This is a genomic window from Peteryoungia rhizophila (assembly GCF_004912145.1).
GTDB classification, from domain to species: Bacteria; Pseudomonadota; Alphaproteobacteria; order Rhizobiales; family Rhizobiaceae; genus Allorhizobium; species Allorhizobium rhizophilum.
Map to the genome: position 1 here is coordinate 288360 of NZ_STGT01000003.1, position 18240 is coordinate 306599.

At 61.6% G+C, this 18240-nt stretch carries 16 protein-coding genes and 1 tRNA gene; 8 read left to right on the forward strand and 9 right to left on the reverse strand.

Annotation, left to right across the window (positions count from 1 at the left end):
• The first annotated feature begins 4 nt into the window (after window positions 1-4).
• Window positions 5-334 (forward strand): PilZ domain-containing protein, encoded by a 330-nt coding sequence (locus tag E9677_RS12370; protein ID WP_136558410.1) that lies wholly within the window; start codon window positions 5-7, stop codon window positions 332-334.
• A 15-nt stretch (window positions 335-349) separates the two neighbouring features.
• On the opposite strand, the gene E9677_RS12375 is transcribed toward E9677_RS12370, so the two are convergent.
• Window positions 350-1147: a hypothetical protein gene (locus E9677_RS12375; RefSeq protein WP_136558411.1), complete on the reverse strand. Its 798-nt coding sequence runs from the start codon at window positions 1145-1147 to the stop codon at window positions 350-352.
• A 200-nt stretch (window positions 1148-1347) separates the two neighbouring features.
• Here E9677_RS12375 and E9677_RS12380 point away from each other — a divergent pair, with 200 nt between their 5' ends.
• Entirely contained in the window at window positions 1348-3336 is a 1989-nt protein-coding gene (locus E9677_RS12380) for a bifunctional 2',3'-cyclic-nucleotide 2'-phosphodiesterase/3'-nucleotidase (RefSeq protein ID WP_136558412.1), read from the forward strand.
• Window positions 3337-3402: 66 nt separating this feature from the next.
• Here E9677_RS12380 and E9677_RS12385 read toward each other — a convergent pair whose 3' ends face one another.
• A complete protein-coding gene (locus tag E9677_RS12385; RefSeq protein ID WP_136558413.1) occupies window positions 3403-4341 on the reverse strand; it encodes a LysR family transcriptional regulator in 939 nt (312 codons plus the stop codon).
• Between the two features lie 129 nt (window positions 4342-4470).
• Between E9677_RS12385 and E9677_RS12390 the strand changes: the two genes are divergently transcribed.
• Window positions 4471-5085 (forward strand): FMN-dependent NADH-azoreductase, encoded by a 615-nt coding sequence (locus tag E9677_RS12390; RefSeq protein WP_136558414.1) that lies wholly within the window; start codon window positions 4471-4473, stop codon window positions 5083-5085.
• A 59-nt stretch (window positions 5086-5144) separates the two neighbouring features.
• Here E9677_RS12390 and amt read toward each other — a convergent pair whose 3' ends face one another.
• Both amt and E9677_RS12400 read right to left on the reverse strand, forming a co-directional pair.
• Window positions 5145-8387, reverse strand: coding sequence for an ammonium transporter (amt, locus tag E9677_RS12395; RefSeq protein WP_235882940.1), 3243 nt, complete (start codon window positions 8385-8387; stop codon window positions 5145-5147).
• A 99-nt stretch (window positions 8388-8486) separates the two neighbouring features.
• Complete coding sequence (locus E9677_RS12400; RefSeq protein WP_136558415.1) at window positions 8487-8807, reverse strand: HlyU family transcriptional regulator; 321 nt, start codon at window positions 8805-8807, stop codon at window positions 8487-8489.
• 117 nt (window positions 8808-8924) lie between these two features.
• Here E9677_RS12400 and E9677_RS12405 point away from each other — a divergent pair, with 117 nt between their 5' ends.
• A complete protein-coding gene (locus E9677_RS12405) occupies window positions 8925-9914 on the forward strand; it encodes an alpha/beta hydrolase (protein WP_136558416.1) in 990 nt (329 codons plus the stop codon).
• On the opposite strand, the gene ilvA is transcribed toward E9677_RS12405, so the two are convergent.
• Window positions 9907-11121 (reverse strand): threonine ammonia-lyase, encoded by a 1215-nt coding sequence (gene ilvA / locus E9677_RS12410; protein WP_408014730.1) that lies wholly within the window; start codon window positions 11119-11121, stop codon window positions 9907-9909. The genes E9677_RS12405 and ilvA overlap by 8 nt on opposite strands.
• A 132-nt stretch (window positions 11122-11253) precedes the next feature.
• Here ilvA and E9677_RS12415 point away from each other — a divergent pair, with 132 nt between their 5' ends.
• Window positions 11254-12708, forward strand: a complete 1455-nt coding sequence (locus E9677_RS12415; protein WP_136558418.1) for a TrkH family potassium uptake protein — start codon at window positions 11254-11256, stop codon at window positions 12706-12708.
• Between the two features lie 96 nt (window positions 12709-12804).
• Complete coding sequence (locus E9677_RS12420) at window positions 12805-13404, forward strand: hypothetical protein (RefSeq protein ID WP_136558419.1); 600 nt, start codon at window positions 12805-12807, stop codon at window positions 13402-13404.
• A 30-nt stretch (window positions 13405-13434) separates the two neighbouring features.
• Here the strand turns inward: E9677_RS12420 and E9677_RS12425 are convergent, their stop codons facing one another.
• From E9677_RS12425 to E9677_RS12435, 3 genes are all read right to left on the reverse strand, one after another.
• Window positions 13435-14253, reverse strand: coding sequence for an ABC transporter permease (locus E9677_RS12425; RefSeq protein ID WP_136558420.1), 819 nt, complete (start codon window positions 14251-14253; stop codon window positions 13435-13437).
• A complete protein-coding gene (locus E9677_RS12430) occupies window positions 14250-15038 on the reverse strand; it encodes an ABC transporter ATP-binding protein (RefSeq protein WP_168801199.1) in 789 nt (262 codons plus the stop codon). Before E9677_RS12430 ends, E9677_RS12425 begins: the two co-directional genes overlap by 4 nt.
• Before the next feature lie 167 nt (window positions 15039-15205).
• The gene (locus E9677_RS12435) at window positions 15206-16240 is read right to left on the reverse strand and encodes an ABC transporter substrate-binding protein (RefSeq protein ID WP_136558421.1); all 1035 of its coding nucleotides are present in this window, start codon (window positions 16238-16240) and stop codon (window positions 15206-15208) included.
• 209 nt (window positions 16241-16449) lie between these two features.
• Here E9677_RS12435 and E9677_RS12440 point away from each other — a divergent pair, with 209 nt between their 5' ends.
• Window positions 16450-17484, forward strand: coding sequence for a bifunctional helix-turn-helix transcriptional regulator/GNAT family N-acetyltransferase (locus E9677_RS12440; RefSeq protein WP_136558422.1), 1035 nt, complete (start codon window positions 16450-16452; stop codon window positions 17482-17484).
• Here the strand turns inward: E9677_RS12440 and E9677_RS12445 are convergent.
• Window positions 17453-17537: transfer RNA gene (locus E9677_RS12445), tRNA-Leu, on the reverse strand. The genes E9677_RS12440 and E9677_RS12445 overlap by 32 nt on opposite strands.
• Window positions 17538-17732: 195 nt before the next feature.
• Here E9677_RS12445 and E9677_RS12450 point away from each other — a divergent pair.
• Window positions 17733-18107: a hypothetical protein gene (locus E9677_RS12450; RefSeq protein WP_136558423.1), complete on the forward strand. Its 375-nt coding sequence runs from the start codon at window positions 17733-17735 to the stop codon at window positions 18105-18107.
• The last annotated feature ends 133 nt before the right edge of the window (window positions 18108-18240 follow it).

Here is an 18240-nt window from a genome sequence, read left to right on the forward strand (position 1 = left end):
TCAGATGCTTGCTGCCAATCTCAATCCGGACGGTCGTCGAACCCAACGCATGCGTTGTCATATTAGGGGCACGCTGGAATTCCTGGGCAAAAGGCTGGACGTGCGCATTCTCGATATCTCCCGGACCGGCATGGCCCTGCAACTCGAAGGCTGGATCGAAGCGAAGCGCGGGGCAACCGTCATCGTGCGCTGCGCGGAGCTCGGGCATATCGAGAGCACGGTCCGCTGGTACAGGGCCGGCAAAATGGGCTTGGAGTTCGAGCAGACCACGAACACGGTGGCGCAGATCACCGCCTATTTTCGCAATTTCCATCGCGCGTCATCGAGCTTCTGAAGCCTTGGCCGCGTCTCACTCGACGCCTGCAGCCTTCAGTTCGAGGTCGAATGGCTGTATCGCGTTGTTGCCCAGGATGTACCGGAAATCGTTGATGTAATTTCGGCTTTTGGTGACCTCAAGGGAGTATGTTTCCGACGCTGTGCCGTCGGTCGATGACTTCAGCGAATCGAGCGAGAACTGTGCGCCGTTCGCATCGGGCACGCCCGATAAGATGGCGGTGGTCGCATCGTTCGGCACTTCGATCGTGGACGCGGAGTTGCCTCCCACCTGTTCGGAGGAAAGAACGTTTCCGGACGAATCCTGGAACACCACCCGACAGTCCGGACAATCGCCGGCGATCGCCTGCGTATCGAAAGTCAACTGAGGTACAGGCATTCCCTGGGATGGCAGGTTTTGGGCATGACCCGCCGTGATAAGCATTGCGCCCAGGTATCCCAGGATGTCCGTCTCGGGCTGAGAAACCTCCATGCTGACCGCCTGAACCTTGGTGTCTTTGACGACTTCATTCGCTGGGGCAATCGCGCCAACGGTAGACAGTATGAAGGCTGGCGCCCCTATGCCGAGCATGAATGCTTTGCCGATGTTCGGCTCATTGCCATAGTGGGCCACGATCCCTCCAAGAAGACCCAACAACAACAGAATGACGATCGAAACGGCTACAGGAACCAGGATGGAGATCCATGGCTCTTGCAGAAGCTTTTCAATCCAAACGGCGAAGTGCCCCCCTTGAGCCCGAACGAGAAACCGCGCCAGTTCAGGCGAGATCCCACCGATTGCGCCTGCAATGAATGCCGTGTTGAGCCAAGGCATGTGTCGATCCCCCATCGATGACGGGAGGAACATACCTCGCAGATAGCGGAAAATCAACTATCGCGATTATATTCAACTTATATCTACCCTGAATTGTTTTCAGTCACCCGATGTCTCACCCCTGTCATTTTCCAGGTGCAAGCCTCTCGAAAGCGACTTAACCTCCGTCGCTTTCAGAACCAGTTCTTCGTGAGGCCCCCATGCCGTCTTTGCTCGATCTCCATCCGATTTCCCGCCGGTCCTTCCTCAGCGGCATCGCCGCATCGGCCGCCCTCGTCACGCTCCATCCCTTTGCCGCCCGCGCCAATGGCAACCAGGCACATCTCAGGCTGATGGAAACGACAGACATCCACGTCAACGTGATGCCTTACGACTATTACGCCGACAAACCGAACGACACGATGGGGCTGGCGCGGACCGCGAGCCTGATCGACAGCATCCGCGCCGAGGCCGGAAACTCCATGCTGATCGACAATGGCGACTTCCTGCAGGGCAATCCGATGGGCGACTACATGGCCTATCAGAAGGGTATGAAGCCCGGCGACGTGCATCCGGTGATCAAGGCGATGAACGTTCTCGGTTATGATTGCGGCACGCTCGGCAATCACGAGTTCAACTACGGCCTCGACTTCATGTTCAATACGCTGGCCGGGGCGCAATTCCCCTTTGTCTGCGCCAACCTGACCAAGGGCCAGCTCGCCGCAGATCCGAAGCAGGACCCGCTCTACTTCAAGCCCTACCACATCATCGAAAAGCAGATCCGCGACGGCTCGGGCGCGGTAAGCTCTATCAAGGTCGGCTTCATCGGTTTCGTGCCGCCGCAGATCATGCTGTGGGATGCGAAGAACCTCGAAGGCAAGGCGATGACCCGCGACATCCTGCAGGCGGCCCGCGCCTGGGTGCCGCAGATGAAGGAGGACGGCGCCGACATCGTGATTGCGCTCTCCCATTCCGGCATTGATGGCCATGGCGAAAGCGAAGGCATGGAAAACGCCTCGCTCTATCTCGCCGGCGTCGAAGGAATTGACGCGATCTTCACCGGTCACCAGCATCTCGTCTTCCCCGGTCCAAAGGATTTCGAAAACGTGCCCGGGGCGGATGCGGTGAAGGGCACGCTGCTCGGCAAACCCGCCGTGATGGCCGGCTTCTGGGGCTCGCATATGGGTCTGATCGACCTTTTGCTCGAAAAGGACGGTTCGAGCTGGAAGATCGTCGACTTCACCTGCGAGGCCCGGCCGATCTACCACCGCGACGACAACCGCAAGGTCGTTGCCGACGTGGAGGACAAGCCTGAAGTGGTCGCATCGGTCGCGACTGAACATCAGGCGACGCTCGACTACGTGCGCACGCCGGTCGGCAAGACGTCCGCGCCGCTCTACTCCTACTTCGCGCTGGTTGCCGACGACCCGTCGATCCAGATCGTCTCGATCGCGCAGTCCTGGTATATCAAGGAGATGCTGAAGGACGGCGATCACAAGGACCTGCCGGTGCTCTCGGCTGCCGCCCCGTTCAAGGCGGGCGGCCGCGGCGGCGCCGACTATTTCACCGACGTGCCGGCCGGCGATATCGCGATCAAGAACGTCGCCGATCTCTATCTCTATCCGAACACGATCCAGGCGGTAGCGATCACCGGCGAGCAGGTGAAGAACTGGCTCGAAATGTCGGCCGGTATGTTCAACCAGATCGAAAAGGGCGCGACGGACGCACCGCTCATTAACCCGGACTTCCCGTCCTACAATTACGACGTCATCGACGGCGTCACCTACCAGATCGACCTCACCAAACCCGCCCGCTACGACAAAGACGGCGTCGCCGTGCATCCGGAATCGAGCCGCATCGTCAACCTGCAATTCGACGGCAAGCCGATCGACCCAGGCCAGACCTTCGCGGTCGCGACCAACAATTACCGCGCCGGCGGCGGCGGCAAGTTCCCCGAGATCGCATCGGACAAGGTGATCTTCATCGGGCCGGACACCAACCGCGACATCATCGTCCGCTACATCGTCGAGCAGGGCACGATCAATCCCTCAGCCGACGGCAACTGGTCGTTTGCCCCGATCGGCGACACGACCGTCATCTTCGAGACCGGCCCCAGGGCGCGCGAGCATCTCGCCGGCTTTGAGGGCGCGAAGATCGAGGATGCCGGGGAAGGCGCAGATGGTTTCGCGACGTTCCGACTGACGCTCTGAGGACAGAAGTCCGCCACGTTGCGGAACCGCAGGTTGGGAATCGATTCAAAGGCTTGAATCGATTCCTTAAACCGATTCGGCAAGAAGAGCGGTCGGGACGTCGACCGGGCAGTTCGACAGGCGCTCCTCGAAGGCGCGGATGAGCCAGGTGCCGGCCGGTCCCGGTGGCGTGTCGGTCCGGCGGATAGCATGGAGATTGTAGGAGCCCTGTTCATAGGCCGGCAGATCGAGATGTACGATCCGGCCTCCTGCCAAGTCCTCGTGGATGATCGAGGCCGGCAGTCCGCCCCAACCGAGACCGCCACGGATGAGCTGGTGCTTCGTCGCCATGTCGCTCACCCGCCAGGTCTTGAAGGACAGGACGTTGAAGTCGCGGCCGTTCGTCAGGTCCGATGCATCGCTGACGACGATCTGTGTTTCCTCCCGCACGTCCTGCAGCGTCAGCGTGCCCTTGCGGGCCGCCAGAGGGTGGTCGGCGGCTGCGGCCGGAAACAGAAAATTGTGGCCTATACGATCGAAGATCAGGGTATCGTCCTGACCGGGCAGCGCGCCACCGATCCCGATCGTCGCCCGGCCACTCACGACCAGATCCACGAGGCGACCGAGTTCGCCCACTTCGAGCCTGAGGGAGACGGAGGGAAACTCGGTTTGGAAATCCCGCAGCACGGCCAGCAGGGCCGGCGTCGGCACGAGAACGCTGATGGCGATAGACAGCTCTGCCTCCAGCCCCTGACGCATGCTGCGGGCCTTGGCGCGCATGACCTGCAGGTCGCCGACAATGCGCCGGGCGTCGGTGAGCATGGCCCTGCCCTCCTCGGTCAGCTTTGGCTGGCGCGTGCCGGTCCTCTCGAAGAGCGATACGCCGAGCTGGCTCTCGAGATTGCCGATGGTGTAGCTCACCACTGACTGGGCGCGGTTGAGCAGACGGGCGGCGGCCGAAAAGCTGCCGGTGTCGGCCACGGTGAGAAAGACCTGAAGCTGGTCGAGGGTGGGATTGGCATCCATGGCTTTTGGGCATCCATCCAATTATTCGATATGATCGATCTACATTATCACAGTTTCATCGATGGATGCTTGGGCATACATGCATGGCAGGCCTGCTCCCAAGGGCCCTCAACATTCGAGGAACTGCACATGTCTTCCATCCTTCTCGTCACCTCCAGCCCGCGCGGCTCCGAATCCCTCTCGAACGCGATCGCGACCGAGCTCGCCGAGAAGTTCGCCGCGCAGACCGGCGGCGCGCTGATCCGTCGTGACCTCGTCGAAACCCAGCTCGATCATGTCGACGGCGCCTTCACCACCGCGATCCGCAAGCCAGCCGATGCCCGCACAGCTGAAGAGGCAGCCTCTGTCGCCGTCTCCGACGCGCTCGTCGCCGAACTGATGGCCGCCGACACGATCGTCATCGGCACCGGTCTGATCAACTTCAACATCTATTCGTCGCTGAAAAGCTGGATCGACCACGTCGCGCGTGCCGGCCTCACCTTCACCTATACCGAGAACGGTCCGGTCGGTCTCGCCAAGGGCAAGAAGGCCTATCTCGTGCTGGCCGCCGGCGGCGTCTATTCCTCCGGTCCCGGCGCGCCGATGAACCATGCCGAGCCCTATCTCAAGACGGTCCTCGGCTTCCTCGGCATCGAGCTGGTCGAAACGGTCTATGTGGAAGGCCTCGCCTATGGCCCGGAAGCTGCCGAAAAGGCCGTGGCCGCTGCCCAGGCAAAGGTCGTGGAACTGGCCCAGGCCGCCTGATCTTAAACCACAAGCGCGGCGACCTCGCCGCACTCGCTTTCCGCAAACGGCAAGGACCTTCAGTTGCCGTTTGCCGCCAGGACAAGCGCTGTCTCGTTCCCCGCCCGGGACAGCCGCTTGTCCCGATGCGCTGAAAGCCGCGCAATCCGCGTCAGTTCGGTGACCACAGTCTCACTGATTTCACGGGCGATCCTGTTCACCGGCAGCGGCCGACCGAGCAGATAACCCTGGAGCTCGTCGCAACCGGCAGCGCACAGGTAGCCGGCCTGTTCCACAGTTTCCACCCCCTCCGCTACGACCCGCATGCCGAGCCCGTTGCCGAGCTCGATGATGGTCCGGACGATCGCGTTCGCGGTCTCCTCTTCGCCGAGAGCCGAGACGAAGCTGCGATCGATCTTGATGACGTCGAAGGGGTAGCGGCTCAGATAACTGAGCGAGGAATAACCGGTCCCGAAATCGTCGAGCGCGATCTTCAGCCCCAGGCTTTTCAGATGGCCCAGAATGAGACGCGCCCTCTCGTCGTCGATCAGCACGCTTTCGGTGATCTCCAGCTCCAGTTGCTGCGGTGCGACTGAGGTCTCCTTCAGAATTGCCTCGATACGGCCGAGGAAATCGGGATGACGGAATTGAACCGGGGAAACATTGACGCTCAGGTGAACCTCAGGCGGGAGTTCGACGGCCAGCCGGCAGGCCTCACGTAGAACCCATTCGCCGAGACCGATGATCTTGCCGGAGACTTCTGCGACGGGAATGAAGTCGCCGGGGTGCACCATGCCGCGCTCGGGGTGGTTCCAGCGCAGCAAGGCCTCGTAACCGATGATCGAGCCATCAAGCGCGGAGACTCGCGGCTGTAGGTAGAGCTCGAACTCGTCGCGCTCCAGCCCCCGCTCGATATCGGCCTCCAGGGCACGCCGCTTCTCGATCAACTCGTCCATGCCTTTGCGATAGGCGCGAAACGTGTTCCGACCTGACTTCTTGGCGTGGTAGAGCGCGACGTCGGCACGGCCGATCAGTTCGTCCAGTGCGGTTGCATGTTCGGGAAACAGCGCGCCGCCGATACTGATGCCGCATTTGATGCGCTCTCCCTGCCCCGTGTCGAAAGGTTGCCGGAAGGCCTCGATCAGCCGGCGGCTCAGATCCTCGAGCTGTGCCTCGAAATGGCAATTGCCCAGGATGACCGCGAATTCGTCGCCACCCAGCCGGGCCGCCTTATCGGCGGGCCCCAGGGACGCCGACAGCCGCCGGGCGGTCTCGCGAATGACTTCGTCGCCGGCCGGATGCCCGTAGAGATCGTTGACGTCCTTAAAGTGGTCCAGATCGACCAACAGCACGCCACAGCCCCAATCGCGATTTGGCCGACCGACATGGGCCGACAGCGTCTCGGTAAAGAGCGCACGGTTGGCGAGACCGGTCAGCGGATCATGCTGCGCGAGATGGCGCATACGTCCCTCGACGGCCTTGCGCTCACGCAAATCCACCAGGCAGCTGATGCGGATATGGCGACCGCGGTATTCGATATTTCGGCCCCTCGCCTCGATCGGGATGCGCGTTCCGTCCGGCCGCACGATGTGGAATTCCCGCGAGACGTTGGGTGCCGGGTTCGGATCCTCGATCAGCATGCGCCGACCTTCCACATCCACGAGATCGAGGATCGAAGAGCCCACGAGGTCTGTCAGATTTCGTCCCGTCAGTATTTCGAACTGCTCGTTGCCGTCGATGATCGTGCCATTTTCATGCATGACGATCGCCTCGAATGTGGCATTTGCGAGCGCCGACACGCGCTCGGATTCCTCCTCGTCACGGACTTGAACCTCGAGTTCGTGGCGGCTGCGCTCCTGCTGCTGGATGTTGTCCATCAGGCCATTGAACAGCCGGGTGAGCTTTTCCGCCTCGTCGCCCGGATCGACCGCCAGGCGATCTCCGAGATCGGCACTGCCCGAGACCAGCTTCGACAACGCGTCTTCCACATGGCCGACGCCCAGGCGCGTACCATGTTCGGCGACGTTGAGGCCGATGTCCTCGACCTCGGCGGTGACGCGGATCGGCACGAGCTTGTCGAGGGTCCAGAAGAAGGCGTAGCCGAGGCCGAAGGCCCAGTAGAAATTGAGGGCCGAACCGAAGAGCTGGATGTAGAGCTGATCGAACCGTCCGCCGGCCGGAAGCTGGTCGACGGGTGCGAGAAGAGCAAGCGCGAGCGTGCCCGCGACCCCGGCAAAGGCATGCACGCCGACAGCACCGACCGCGTCATCGACCTTCAGCTTCTCCTCTACAAACTTGTTGCCAAAGACAGCGACGATCGAGCCCAGGCCGCCGGTCAACAGCGCGCCTCCAGGTTCGAGCACATGGCAGCCGGCGGTCACCGCCACCAGCGCGCCGAGCATGCCGCTAAGAGCCTTTTCCGGCAGAATGACCCCGTCTTGCTTCGCGCCGATGACGTAACCGACGCAGGTGCCCATGCCACCCGCCAGGACCGTATTCAGGATGATCGGCGCGACGTCGGCATTGGCGGCGAGCGTGGAACCGCCGTTGAAGCCGATCCATCCGAAAAACAGGATCAGACCTCCGGTCGTCGCCAGCACCGGATTGTGACCGGCGATCCGGACGGGACGGCCTTCGGCATCGAAACGCCCTTTTCTCGAACCAATGACAAGGCAGGCCGCGAGCGCGACCCAGCCACCAGTCGCATGCACCACCGTTGAGCCGGCGAAATCGACGAAACCGAGATTAGCGAGGAAGGCGCCGGAATTAGGAGCGATTGCCGTTCCCCAGACCCAATGGACGAAGACGGGATAGATCAGGGTGGAGAGAAAGATCGAGCCGAGCACATAGGTCGACAGCGTCATGCGCTCGGCAACCGCCCCGGACACGATGGTCGCCGCAGTGCCACAAAACATGACCTGGAAAACGAAAAAGCCGGCGAGCCAGCTGTCGAGATCCTGGAGCAGGAAATAGTCCATATCGATGCCGACGGGCAGGACGCCGGACGCGCCGAAGGCCAGCATGAAGCCAATGGCCGCAAACCCCACCACGCCGAAGACGAAATCGAGCAGGTTCTTCTCAGCGACATTGATCGAGTTCTTCGAGCGGACCATGCCGGCTTCCAGGAGCAGGAAACCGATCTGCATCATCATCACCATGCCGGCTGCCGCCATCAGCCAGGCAAGGTCGGCGGAAGCCTTCGCCGCCTGAGCCGCCGCAGCGGGCTCGTCGGCCGCAACAAGCGCCTCCGCCATCCCGAGAAGGATGCCCGATGCGATCAAACCAATGCGGGGCGAGAAGGCGGAGCGAAACGCAATAATCACATGAAAAACCCGAGCAATATCTCGGATCCAGTGTTGCGCTGCATCATTAATTTTCAGTGACCGCGAAGAAACAATTCTTCGTGGTAATCCGGTAGTTCGTCAGACGATCCGCGTCTCTTCCCCGTCACCGAAGAGAGCCGGGCCATTCTGGTCGATGATCTGCTGCGCCTTGCGGAACGTGCAGTCGAGCGCATCGTCGAGCGAGGTGAAGACGTCGGCGCGGATGAACTTCCGTTCGAGAACGCGACCTTCCACCGTCTGCAGGATACGCCCGGCGAGTCGGTACTGGCTGCCTTCGCGCATGGGCTCGGCGTGTATGACGCAGTCCTTGTAGGTCTGCGGCTCGGCCATCGGCTTGGCAGGGCTTTCGGACGAAGCGCCACCGGTGAAAACGGAAAGGATGCTGGACAGGATCGACATGTGTTTTCCCCTAGCACAGGGAGCGGCGACGCGGAAGAGCGGGTCAAGCGCCTTTCCCTCGGTGAACGGCATGGTAAGTTCGGCACCGGACGGCCGGGACCACCGGAGGAAAAGGAGATGCGGAGCTTCATGGGTCTTACGCTTGCATTCATCGCTGCCGCGGTCGTAACGCTCGTGGTCCTCTACCGGATGCCGCCGGTACTTGCGCTGGAGCGAGAAGCACGAATCGCAGCTGGCTCCTCCCTCGAAGCGGTGGAAACACTGATCGCGGAAGGCGAGGACAAGGCAGGCGCCCTTCGCCGGGGCCTCACCAAGCAAATCGTCTGGGCAGATCCGACCCGTCGCCAGAAGACGCCGATCAGTGTCATCTATGTCCATGGCTTTTCAGCCTCGCCCGCCGAGGTGCGCCCCCTGCCCGATCTCGTGGCGACGGCGCTCGGCGCCAATCTCTTCTTCACGCGGCTCGCCGGCCACGGCCTCGACGACCCCGATGCTCTGGGTCTCGCGACGATCGAAGACTGGGCGGGGGATATCGGCGAGGCGCTGGCTGTGGGGCGCCTGCTCGGCGAGCAAGTCGTGGTCATCTCGACATCCACGGGTAGCTCGCTCGTCACCTGGGCACTCGCCCGCCCCACGCTTGCGGACCAGGTGGCGGCCGCCGTCTTTCTCTCACCGAACTACGGCGTGCAGGCCTCCGGAAGTTTCCTTCTGACCGGGCCTTTCGGCACGCAGATCGCGCGCCTGCTGCTCGGGGAACGACGGGGCTTCGAGCCGATCAGCCCACTCAATGCGTACAACTGGACCACCGATTACCCGGTCACGGCACTCATCCCGATGGCGCAGTCGGTCAGGCTCGCGGCCCATAGCCCGGTCGAAGATATCAGTGTTCCGGCCCTGTTTATCCAGTCGGCGCATGACAAGGTCGTGCGGCCGGACCGGACGGCAGCCGTCGCTGCCCGCTGGGGCGGGCCGCACCAATTGATCGATCCCGGCCCGACAGGTGACGCCAACAATCACGTGCTCGCCGGCGACACCTATTCGCCTCAGACAACCTTACCGATTGCAAACACGATCCTCGACTGGCTCAGCGAACAGGGTGTCAGATGATCAGGTTGGCGAGGATCTCGTTTTCGGTGATGTCCTCGAAGCCGAGCCCCGCCTGATCGAACCGCTCGAAGAGATCAGCGAAATTCTCGCGCTTGCCCGTCTCGATGCCGATCAGGATGGAGCCGAAATTGCGGGCTGACTTCTTGAGGTATTCGAAGCGGGCGATATCGTCTTCGGGGCCGAGCAGATTGAGGAAGTCGCGCAGCGCACCGGGACGCTGCGGCAGGCGCAGGATGAAGTACTTCTTCAGGCCCGCATAGCGCATCGCCCGCTCTTTGACATCGGGCAGGCGCTCGAAATCGAAATTGCCGCCGGAGACGACCGCGACGATCGTCCGGCCACTCAGTGCCACGCGCGGCAAAAGATCGAGGGCCGCGAGCGCCAAGGCACCTGCCGGCTCCAGCACCACGCCCTCGACATTCAGCATGTCGGTCATCGTCACGCAGATCGCATTCTCAGGCACGATCAGCACCTGATCCGGGCGAAAGGCCTTCAGCGCCTCGAAATTGTGGTCACCAATCCGGGCGACGGCGGCACCGTCGACAAAATTGTCGACCTTGGGCAGCGTCACCACCTTGCCAGCTTCCAAGCTCTTCTTCAGGCTCGGCGCGCCCGCCGGTTCGCAGAAGATCATCGCCTCGGACGAGACGCGATCCGCCATATAGCTGGTCATGCCCGACGAGAGACCACCACCGCCGACCGGCATCACCACGAGATCGGGCGTCACGCCGTCCGGCAATTGCTGCATGACTTCAGCCGCGACCGTCGCCTGTCCCTCGATGATGTCTGGATGGTCGAAGGGCGGCACCATGTAGCCGCCGATCGCTTCGACATGTTCGCGGGCTGCTGCGTAGCACTGGTCGAAGATGTCGCCGATCAGCCGGATGGTGATGAATTCGCCGCCGAAAATGCGGGTCTTGTCGATCTTCTGCTGCGGCGTCGTCACCGGCATGAAGACCACGCCCTCGACGCCGAAATGGCGGCAGACATAGGCGAAGCCCTGTGCATGATTGCCGGCGGAGGCGCAGACGAAGGTGGTGCCGGAGGGGCTGTCGGCAACAATCTTGCGGAAGAAGTTGAAGGCGCCGCGGATCTTGTAGGAGCGGACAGGCGTCAGATCCTCGCGCTTCAGATAGACATTGGCACCGTAACGGGCGCTCAAATGTTCGTTGAGCTGCAGCGGCGTTTCGGGAAAGAGGCCGCGCATCGCCTCCAGCGCTTCGTCGACTTGACTGGGGGTCACGTCAGCCTCCGTTGAATTTTGAACCGAGCCCCGCTATGGCATACACATCGGGCGGAGACAAAGCCTCTTTGCGCCGCAACAGACGGAAGACATTGCTTGAATACCAATCTGCTCCGCTCCGTCGTCTACATCGCGGCCCTTTGCGGGCTCTATCTCTCCACGGCCATGCTGATCCCGGCCATGGTGGACCTCTATTATGGCGATCCCCACTGGTCTGTCTTCACCGTCTCTGCGGCCATGGTCGGCGGGCTGTCGGTAACCGCGGCCATGGCGACGCGGGGGCCACCACCCGCCTTTTCCAAGCGCATGGGCTTCCTTCTGGTGAATGTGCTCTGGGCGACCTTCTCGCTGGTGGGTGCGGTCCCGCTGTACTTCTCAGAACTTGATCTGACCTTCGCGCAAGCGCTGTTTGAATCGGTCTCTGCCATCACCACGACCGGTTCCACCGTACTCGTCGGGCTCGACGACATGGCCCCAGGTCTCCTGGTCTGGCGTTCCCTGCTGCAATGGCTGGGCGGCATCGGGATCGTGGCGCTCGGCCTGTTCGTCCTGCCGTTTCTCCGGGTCGGTGGAGTCTCCTTCTTCAAGATGGAATCCTCCGACATCGGCGACAAGCCATTCGCCCGCATTGCGACCTTCACCCGCGCCTTTGTGGCCATCTATGTCGCGATCACCCTCATCTGCATGATCGCCTACGATATCTTTGGCATGAGCCATTTCGACGCGCTCAATCATGCGCTGACGACGATCGCGACCGGCGGCTTTTCGACCCATGACGCGTCCTTCGGCTATTTCGACAGCTATGCCCTACGCTGGATCGCGACCTTCTTCATGACGGTCTGCAGCCTGCCCTTCTCGATCCTGATCGTCTTCTTCATCAAAGGGCGCCTCGATGCGCTGCGCGATCCCCAGATCCTGGTCTTCCTCGCCTATCTCGGCGCCTTTGCGATCGCGGCTGCGCTCTACAACCATTTGCGCAACGGCGTCGATCTGCCGCTGGCCCTGTCGCATTCCTTCTTCAATTTCTCCTCGATCCTGTCGACGACCGGCTATGCGAGCGAGGACTACACGCTCTGGGGACCCTTTGCGGTCGCCGCCGCCTTCTTCGCCACCTTCATGGGTGGCTGTTCCGGCTCCACCGCTGGCGGTATCAAGGCCTATCGCTTCGTCATCCTCTTCAACATCATCCTGACTGGCATGAAGAAGCTCATCTATCCGAACGCCGTCTATTCCGTGCGCTATGGCAACCAGATCGTCGGCGCCGATACGCAGCGGGCCGTTTTCCTGTTCTTCAGCGCCTATATCTTCATCTGGGTGATGGGGAGCCTTGCCATGGCGCTCGCCGGATACGACTTCCTGACAGCCTCTTCCGCGGTGATCACGGCGCTCTCGAATGTCGGCCCCGGCATCGGATCATTGATCGGACCGGCCGGCAATTTTGCCATGATGGCCGACCCGGAACTCTATATCCTGTCGCTCGCCATGCTGCTCGGCCGTCTCGAAGTGCTGACGGTGATGGTGCTGCTCATGCCGATGTTCTGGCGCTCCTGACGATCAGCCCAACGTGATCCGGGAGAGCGGATGCGGCGCTTGACGCATCGTGTCCGTTCTTCCCACACTCCCGCAATTGCAACGCGGGAGAATCACGTGTCCCTGAAATACCCCGGCCCATTCCGCTTCGTCTCCGCAGCCGCCCTTGGTGCATGGCTCATCGCATCCCCGGCCTTGGGCGGGCCGCTTCTCGACGCAGCGATCGAGGCCGAGCGGCTTGCGGCACGCAACGATGCCGCCGGTGCCTTCGAGGCAATGCGCTCCGGGCTTGCCGCCTTCTCCCAGACGCTACCGCTAAGCGTGCCACGCGCGCTCTTCGTTTCCGAGGTGCCGAATGCTTACCGCGCCTATGCAGCTAAGGCGGAGCCGGTCTTCCTGACCGGAGAAAAACTGATCACCTATGTCGAGGTGACCGGCCTCAGATGGAATCCGTCGGCGGGCGAGCAGCGGCAATCGCATTTTACCGTCGATCTGGAACTCACCGACGACAAGGGCAAGACGCTGGCGCTGCAGAAGGAATTCGGCAATTTCACCTTTACCAGCCATTCGGATGCGGTCGAGGTCTATACCCATCTCACCCTCGACGTTGATGGCGCCAAGCCCGGCGGCTATGTGCTGCGCTACACGATCAACGACGTCATTGCCGAACGCTCGACGCCGTTCGAGCTTCCCTTCACGCTCAAGGAAAAGGGCTGAGCGCGGCCGATCCGCACCCAGCCGCCAACGTCAGTTTGCCATGGTCGAGCGATGCGCCCAGCCGGTCATGCGCTTCTCGATCCAGGCCATCAGCGCATACATGGCAATGCCTTCGATCGCGAGCATCAGCAGGCCGGCAAAGACCAGCGGCACGTTGAACTGGCTCTGCGCCGAGCTCATCATGTTGCCGAGGCCGTAATTCGAGGCGACCGTCTCCGACACCACCGAGCCGACAAAGGCCAAGGTGATCGCGATCTTCAGCGAGCCGAAGAAATAGGGCATGGACCTGGGAATGCCGACCTTCAGCATGATGTCCATCTTTCGCGCCCCGAGCGCCCTCAGCACGTCCTCCGTTTCCGGCTCGATGGTGGCAAGCCCTGTCGCCACGTTGACGACGATCGGAAAGAAGGAAATCAGGAAGGCGGTCAGCACCGCCGGCACCGTGCCGATGCCGAACCAGATGACGAGGATCGGCACGAGCGCCACCTTGGGGATGGCGTTGAAGCCGATCATCAGGGGGTAGAGCCCGGCATAGATGGTCTTCGACCAGCCGATGAAGAGGCCGAGGCCGAGGCCTGCGACGACCGCAATCAGGAAGCCGAGCGTCGTCGTGTAAAGCGTCTGCAGCGAGTTCTTCCAGATCGGCGACCAGTATTGCACGATCGCCTCGAAGACCCTTGATGGTGCCGGCAGCAGTGTCTGCGGCAGGGCAAAGACGATGACCGAGAGTTCCCAGATGACGAAGAGGCCGAGCGTATAGAGGAAGGGAGCCGCCCGCACCCAGTTGATCCGCTGCGTGAGCGGCTTGACCACCGGGCGGGTCGGCACTGTGTCTGATATCACGCTCATGCCACCACCCTCGCCTTTGCGATCTCGCCATGCAGGACATGCACCATGTCGTTGAAGGCGTTGTCATAAGTCAGTTCGATGTCGCGCGGCCTCTCGAAGGGCACGGTATGCTCCTTCACCACCTTGCCGGGGCGCGAGCTCATCACAAAAATCCGGTCGGCGAGGAACACCGCCTCGCGCAGGTCGTGCGTGACGAGCACGATGGTCACACCTTGCGCCGCATGCAGGTCGCGGATCACGCACCACAGCTCTTCGCGGGTGAAGGCATCGAGTGCGCCGAAGGGTTCGTCGAGCATCAGGAGTTCCGGCTCGTGGATCAGCGCCCGGCAGAGATTGGCGCGCTGCTGCATGCCGCCAGAGAGCTGCCAGGGAAACTTCGAGCCGACCCCCTTCAAGCCGACGATCTCCAGCAGGTTTTCCGCCTTCTCGACATATTCCTTCTTGTTCGCCCTGAGACGATGCCGGTGACGCTCAACGATTTCAAGCGGCAGGAGAATGTTCTCAAGCGTCGTGCGCCAGGGGAGCATGGTCGGGTTCTGGAAGGCCATGCCGACGATCGAGACCGGTTTGGTCACCTGCTGGCCGGCGACGATCACGACGCCCGACTGCGGGATATGCAGCCCCGTCACGAGCTTCATCAGGGTCGACTTGCCACAGCCGGACGGCCCGACGACAGCTGAAAACTCGCCCTTGTCGACCCGCATGGTGAGGCCGGACACGGCAAGCGTACCGTCCGCGCCGCCATAGCGCATGTCGACATTGTCGATGGAAACGAGGTGGGACATGGGGGCTCCTTTAAGCCTGTCTTCCTCTTCTCCCCAGCGGGGAGAAGTGCCGAGCGCATGCGAGGCGATGAGGGGGCGTCAAGGCACAAGGTGTGCCAGCGTCGTTGCTTCGCCCCCCTCATCCGGTCCTGCGGACCACCTTCTCCCCGCTGGGGAGAAGGGGAAGATTACGGCAACATCCGCTCTTCCTTGGCCGGCAGGAAGCTCGCGTCGAAGACCTGCTCGGCCGCGACATTGCCCTTCAGACCCATCGACACTTTCAGCGTCTCGATCGACGCTGCGAGCCGCGCCGGATCGATACCGCCGAAGCCGTTCTCGACCACGTAAGGCGTCTTGATGTTCATGGCATTGGCCATATCAAGACGTTCCTTCTCGATCTCAGGGTTCAGCGTCTCGTTGCGCTTCAGAACGGCGGCCACACCCTCTTCCGGATTGGCGACGGCGTCCGCAAAGCCCTTGGCCAGCGCCTTCAGGAAGCCCTTGACGGCGTCAGGGTTCTCCGTGGCGAAATCGGTGTTCACCAGCACGCTGTTGCCGTAGAGGTTCAAGCCATTGTCCGCCATCAGGATGGTGGCGATGTCGTCGTCCGCAATGCCTTGTGCCTTCAGGTTCAGGATGACCGAGAAGGCGAAGCCGAAGACGGCGTCGACATCACCCTTGGCGAGCATCGGCTCGCGCACGGGGAAACCGATCGATTCGATGGTGATGCCGCTGTCATCGATGCCGGCGGCCTGCTTGAAGGCCGGCCACTGGGCAAAGGCGCCATCCGGCGGCGGCGCACCGAGCTTCTTGCCTTCCAGCGACTTCGGATCCTCCGTCACGCCGAGCGACTTGCGGCCGACGACCGAGAAGGTCGGCTTTTCATAGACCATCATCACGGCCTTGACCTTCTGGGTCGGGTCTTCGTCGAGGAACTTGATGACGGAATTGATGTCACCGAAGCCCATCTGATAGGCGCCGGTTGCCACACGCGGGATCGCCTCGACAGAGCCATTGCCACTGTCGATCGTCACATCCAGGCCTTCCGCCTTGAAATACCCCTTGTCCAGCGCCAGCAGGAAGCCGGCGGCCGGGCCCTCGAATTTCCAGTCGAGGGTGAACTTGATGGCTGTCTCGGCATGCGCTGACGTGACCGGCAGGGTCACGCCGGCCATCAGGCCCGCCGCGAGGACGGCGGCCGAAAAGAGACGTCTTGTGATCATGGTTTCTTGCTCCCTTTGTTTTTGATGGAGGCCATCAAATCAGGAATCGAAAGTGGCGCAAAGCGGAAAATGCTCAAACTTTCGCCAAATGTGGGTGCGCCCCTTTTTTAATCATAGAACACCAGCATTCCCGAGACCCCATCATTCTTGCCTTCGCCTCGCCTGCAGTTTATTAGTTGCATGAATCAACCAATTGCGAGCGAACCAGGATGCTGCTCTCAGACATCGACGTCGATTCGATCCGCTCGACCTCCCGGCAGCTTGTCCGCCGATTGGGCTTTTTGCGCTCGGACCTCGCCGAAAGTGGATTGCCGCCCTCTTCAGTTCATGCCCTGATCGAAATCGGCACAGGCACCGACCTCTCCGGCCGGGATCTGTCGGAGATCCTCGGGCTCGACAAATCCAGCATCAGCCGACTGCTCGGGAAACTGCAGTCTGCAGGCCTCATCACGGAGACGGTTGCGCCTACGGACGCACGGACCAAGCACCTGTCGCTGACGGCGGACGGGGCCAAACGGCTCGTCGCCATCGAGGCCTTTGCCCGTGACCAGGTGCGGACGGCGCTTGCGCGGCTCACCACGCAGGAACAACACATCGTGCGCACCGGCCTCGAGCTCTATGCCGGCGCAATCGGCGGCGGTAGTGCTGACGGTAACGGAGCGACGGCTGTATCTGTGAACCCGGCCACGCCGAGAATGGCCTCGGTGCAGTCCGGCTGGAGGCCCGGCCTTTTGGGTCGATGCATCGAAATGCATGCCCGGCACTACAGCGAGACCAGCGGCTTCGGCGGTCAATTCGAAGCGATCGTGGCTGGCGGACTGGCCGAGTTCGCCACCCGCCTCGATCGGCCTTGCAACGCGATCTGGGCCGGGCTGATCGATGAGCGCATCGTCGGCACGATCGCCATCGATGGCGAGGACCTGAAGGGAACGACCACATCCGCGAGCGGCGCGCGCCTTGCGCATCTCAGGCTGTTCATCGTCGACCCCTCGGCCCGCGGCAGCGGCCTCGGCAAGGCCCTGCTGCAGGAGGCGCTGCAGTTCGTCGATACCCAGGATTTTTCGGAGACTCATCTCTGGACATTTCGTGGCCTCGACACCGCGCGACGTCTCTACGAGGCCTCCGGTTTTCGCCTGGTCGAAGAGCGCCCAGGCAGCCAATGGGGCGCCCATGTCCTGGAACAGCGTTTCGTGCGGGAGCGGAACGGAAGACTGGTGCGGACGGCGGGGATCGAACCCGCATGACCTAGGCCGAGAGATTTTAAGTCTCTTGCGTCTACCAGTTTCGCCACGTCCGCGCGTGAACCTTTTCAAAGGTTTGGAGCCGAAAAGCAAGAGGATGTTTTGCAGCTTCTCTGTCGTGTTTTGCAAAATGCGTTCGTCACGTGTTCCGCCGGCGGGTCCACGTAGGTGATTCATTTCACCAGACACATTGAAATCGGAAGATCGCCTGCTCTAAATCACAAGGGATGCTCTGGACGGAGGATAAGGCATTGAAAGACAAACTCGCTACCGATGAGACGATCGAAACAGTCCTGCCCCATCTCTCAGATCCAGATGGGTACGTTCGTCGAGTTTTTCGCGAAATGCATACTCATGAGGACATTCGAGATCGCCTCAGCGTGAGGATCGGCGTTCAGGGAACCGGCCAAAAACCCTACTTCAGGATCGTTCTAGATGCGGTTGCGGGACAAGAGGACCGTGACGATCAAATCATCGGTGCCTTCTATGATAACGGTGATCCACTGAAAACGTCTGCCAATACGAACTCAAATTGGAGCACTGCAACGACAACCTACTCAGGGGTCAGAGCCATTTTGGAAAGATGGATGAACCAGCGAAAGCAAGAGCGTTCGATCAGAACGTGAAACGGTTTCACTCCCTGTAGGTGAGCCACCTGCAAGAAATCTCAGTTACTTGACCTTGGCCCGTGGTCGCACCATGGCCTTCGGATAAGTTACGGAAATCCCGCGTCCCGGTCGCACTTCCAGGGCGGCACAG

What these genes read in the sequence shown, in the direction of transcription:
- E9677_RS12380 (WP_136558412.1), top strand. Translation starts at nt 1,348, where the DNA reads ATGCCGTCTTTGCTCGATCTCCATCCGATTTCCCGCCGGTCCTTCCTC.
- E9677_RS12440 (WP_136558422.1), top strand. Translation starts at nt 16,450, where the DNA reads ATGCTGCTCTCAGACATCGACGTCGATTCGATCCGCTCGACCTCCCGG.
- E9677_RS12405 (WP_136558416.1), top strand. Translation starts at nt 8,925, where the DNA reads ATGCGGAGCTTCATGGGTCTTACGCTTGCATTCATCGCTGCCGCGGTC.
- E9677_RS12430 (WP_168801199.1), bottom strand. Translation starts at nt 15,038, where the DNA reads ATGTCCCACCTCGTTTCCATCGACAATGTCGACATGCGCTATGGCGGC.
- E9677_RS12390 (WP_136558414.1), top strand. Translation starts at nt 4,471, where the DNA reads ATGTCTTCCATCCTTCTCGTCACCTCCAGCCCGCGCGGCTCCGAATCC.
- E9677_RS12400 (WP_136558415.1), bottom strand. Translation starts at nt 8,807, where the DNA reads ATGTCGATCCTGTCCAGCATCCTTTCCGTTTTCACCGGTGGCGCTTCG.
- E9677_RS12435 (WP_136558421.1), bottom strand. Translation starts at nt 16,240, where the DNA reads ATGATCACAAGACGTCTCTTTTCGGCCGCCGTCCTCGCGGCGGGCCTG.
- E9677_RS12425 (WP_136558420.1), bottom strand. Translation starts at nt 14,253, where the DNA reads ATGAGCGTGATATCAGACACAGTGCCGACCCGCCCGGTGGTCAAGCCG.
- E9677_RS12370 (WP_136558410.1), top strand. Translation starts at nt 5, where the DNA reads ATGCTTGCTGCCAATCTCAATCCGGACGGTCGTCGAACCCAACGCATG.
- E9677_RS12385 (WP_136558413.1), bottom strand. Translation starts at nt 4,341, where the DNA reads ATGGATGCCAATCCCACCCTCGACCAGCTTCAGGTCTTTCTCACCGTG.
- ilvA (WP_408014730.1), bottom strand. Translation starts at nt 11,121, where the DNA reads ATGCGCGGCCTCTTTCCCGAAACGCCGCTGCAGCTCAACGAACATTTG.
- E9677_RS12375 (WP_136558411.1), bottom strand. Translation starts at nt 1,147, where the DNA reads ATGCCTTGGCTCAACACGGCATTCATTGCAGGCGCAATCGGTGGGATC.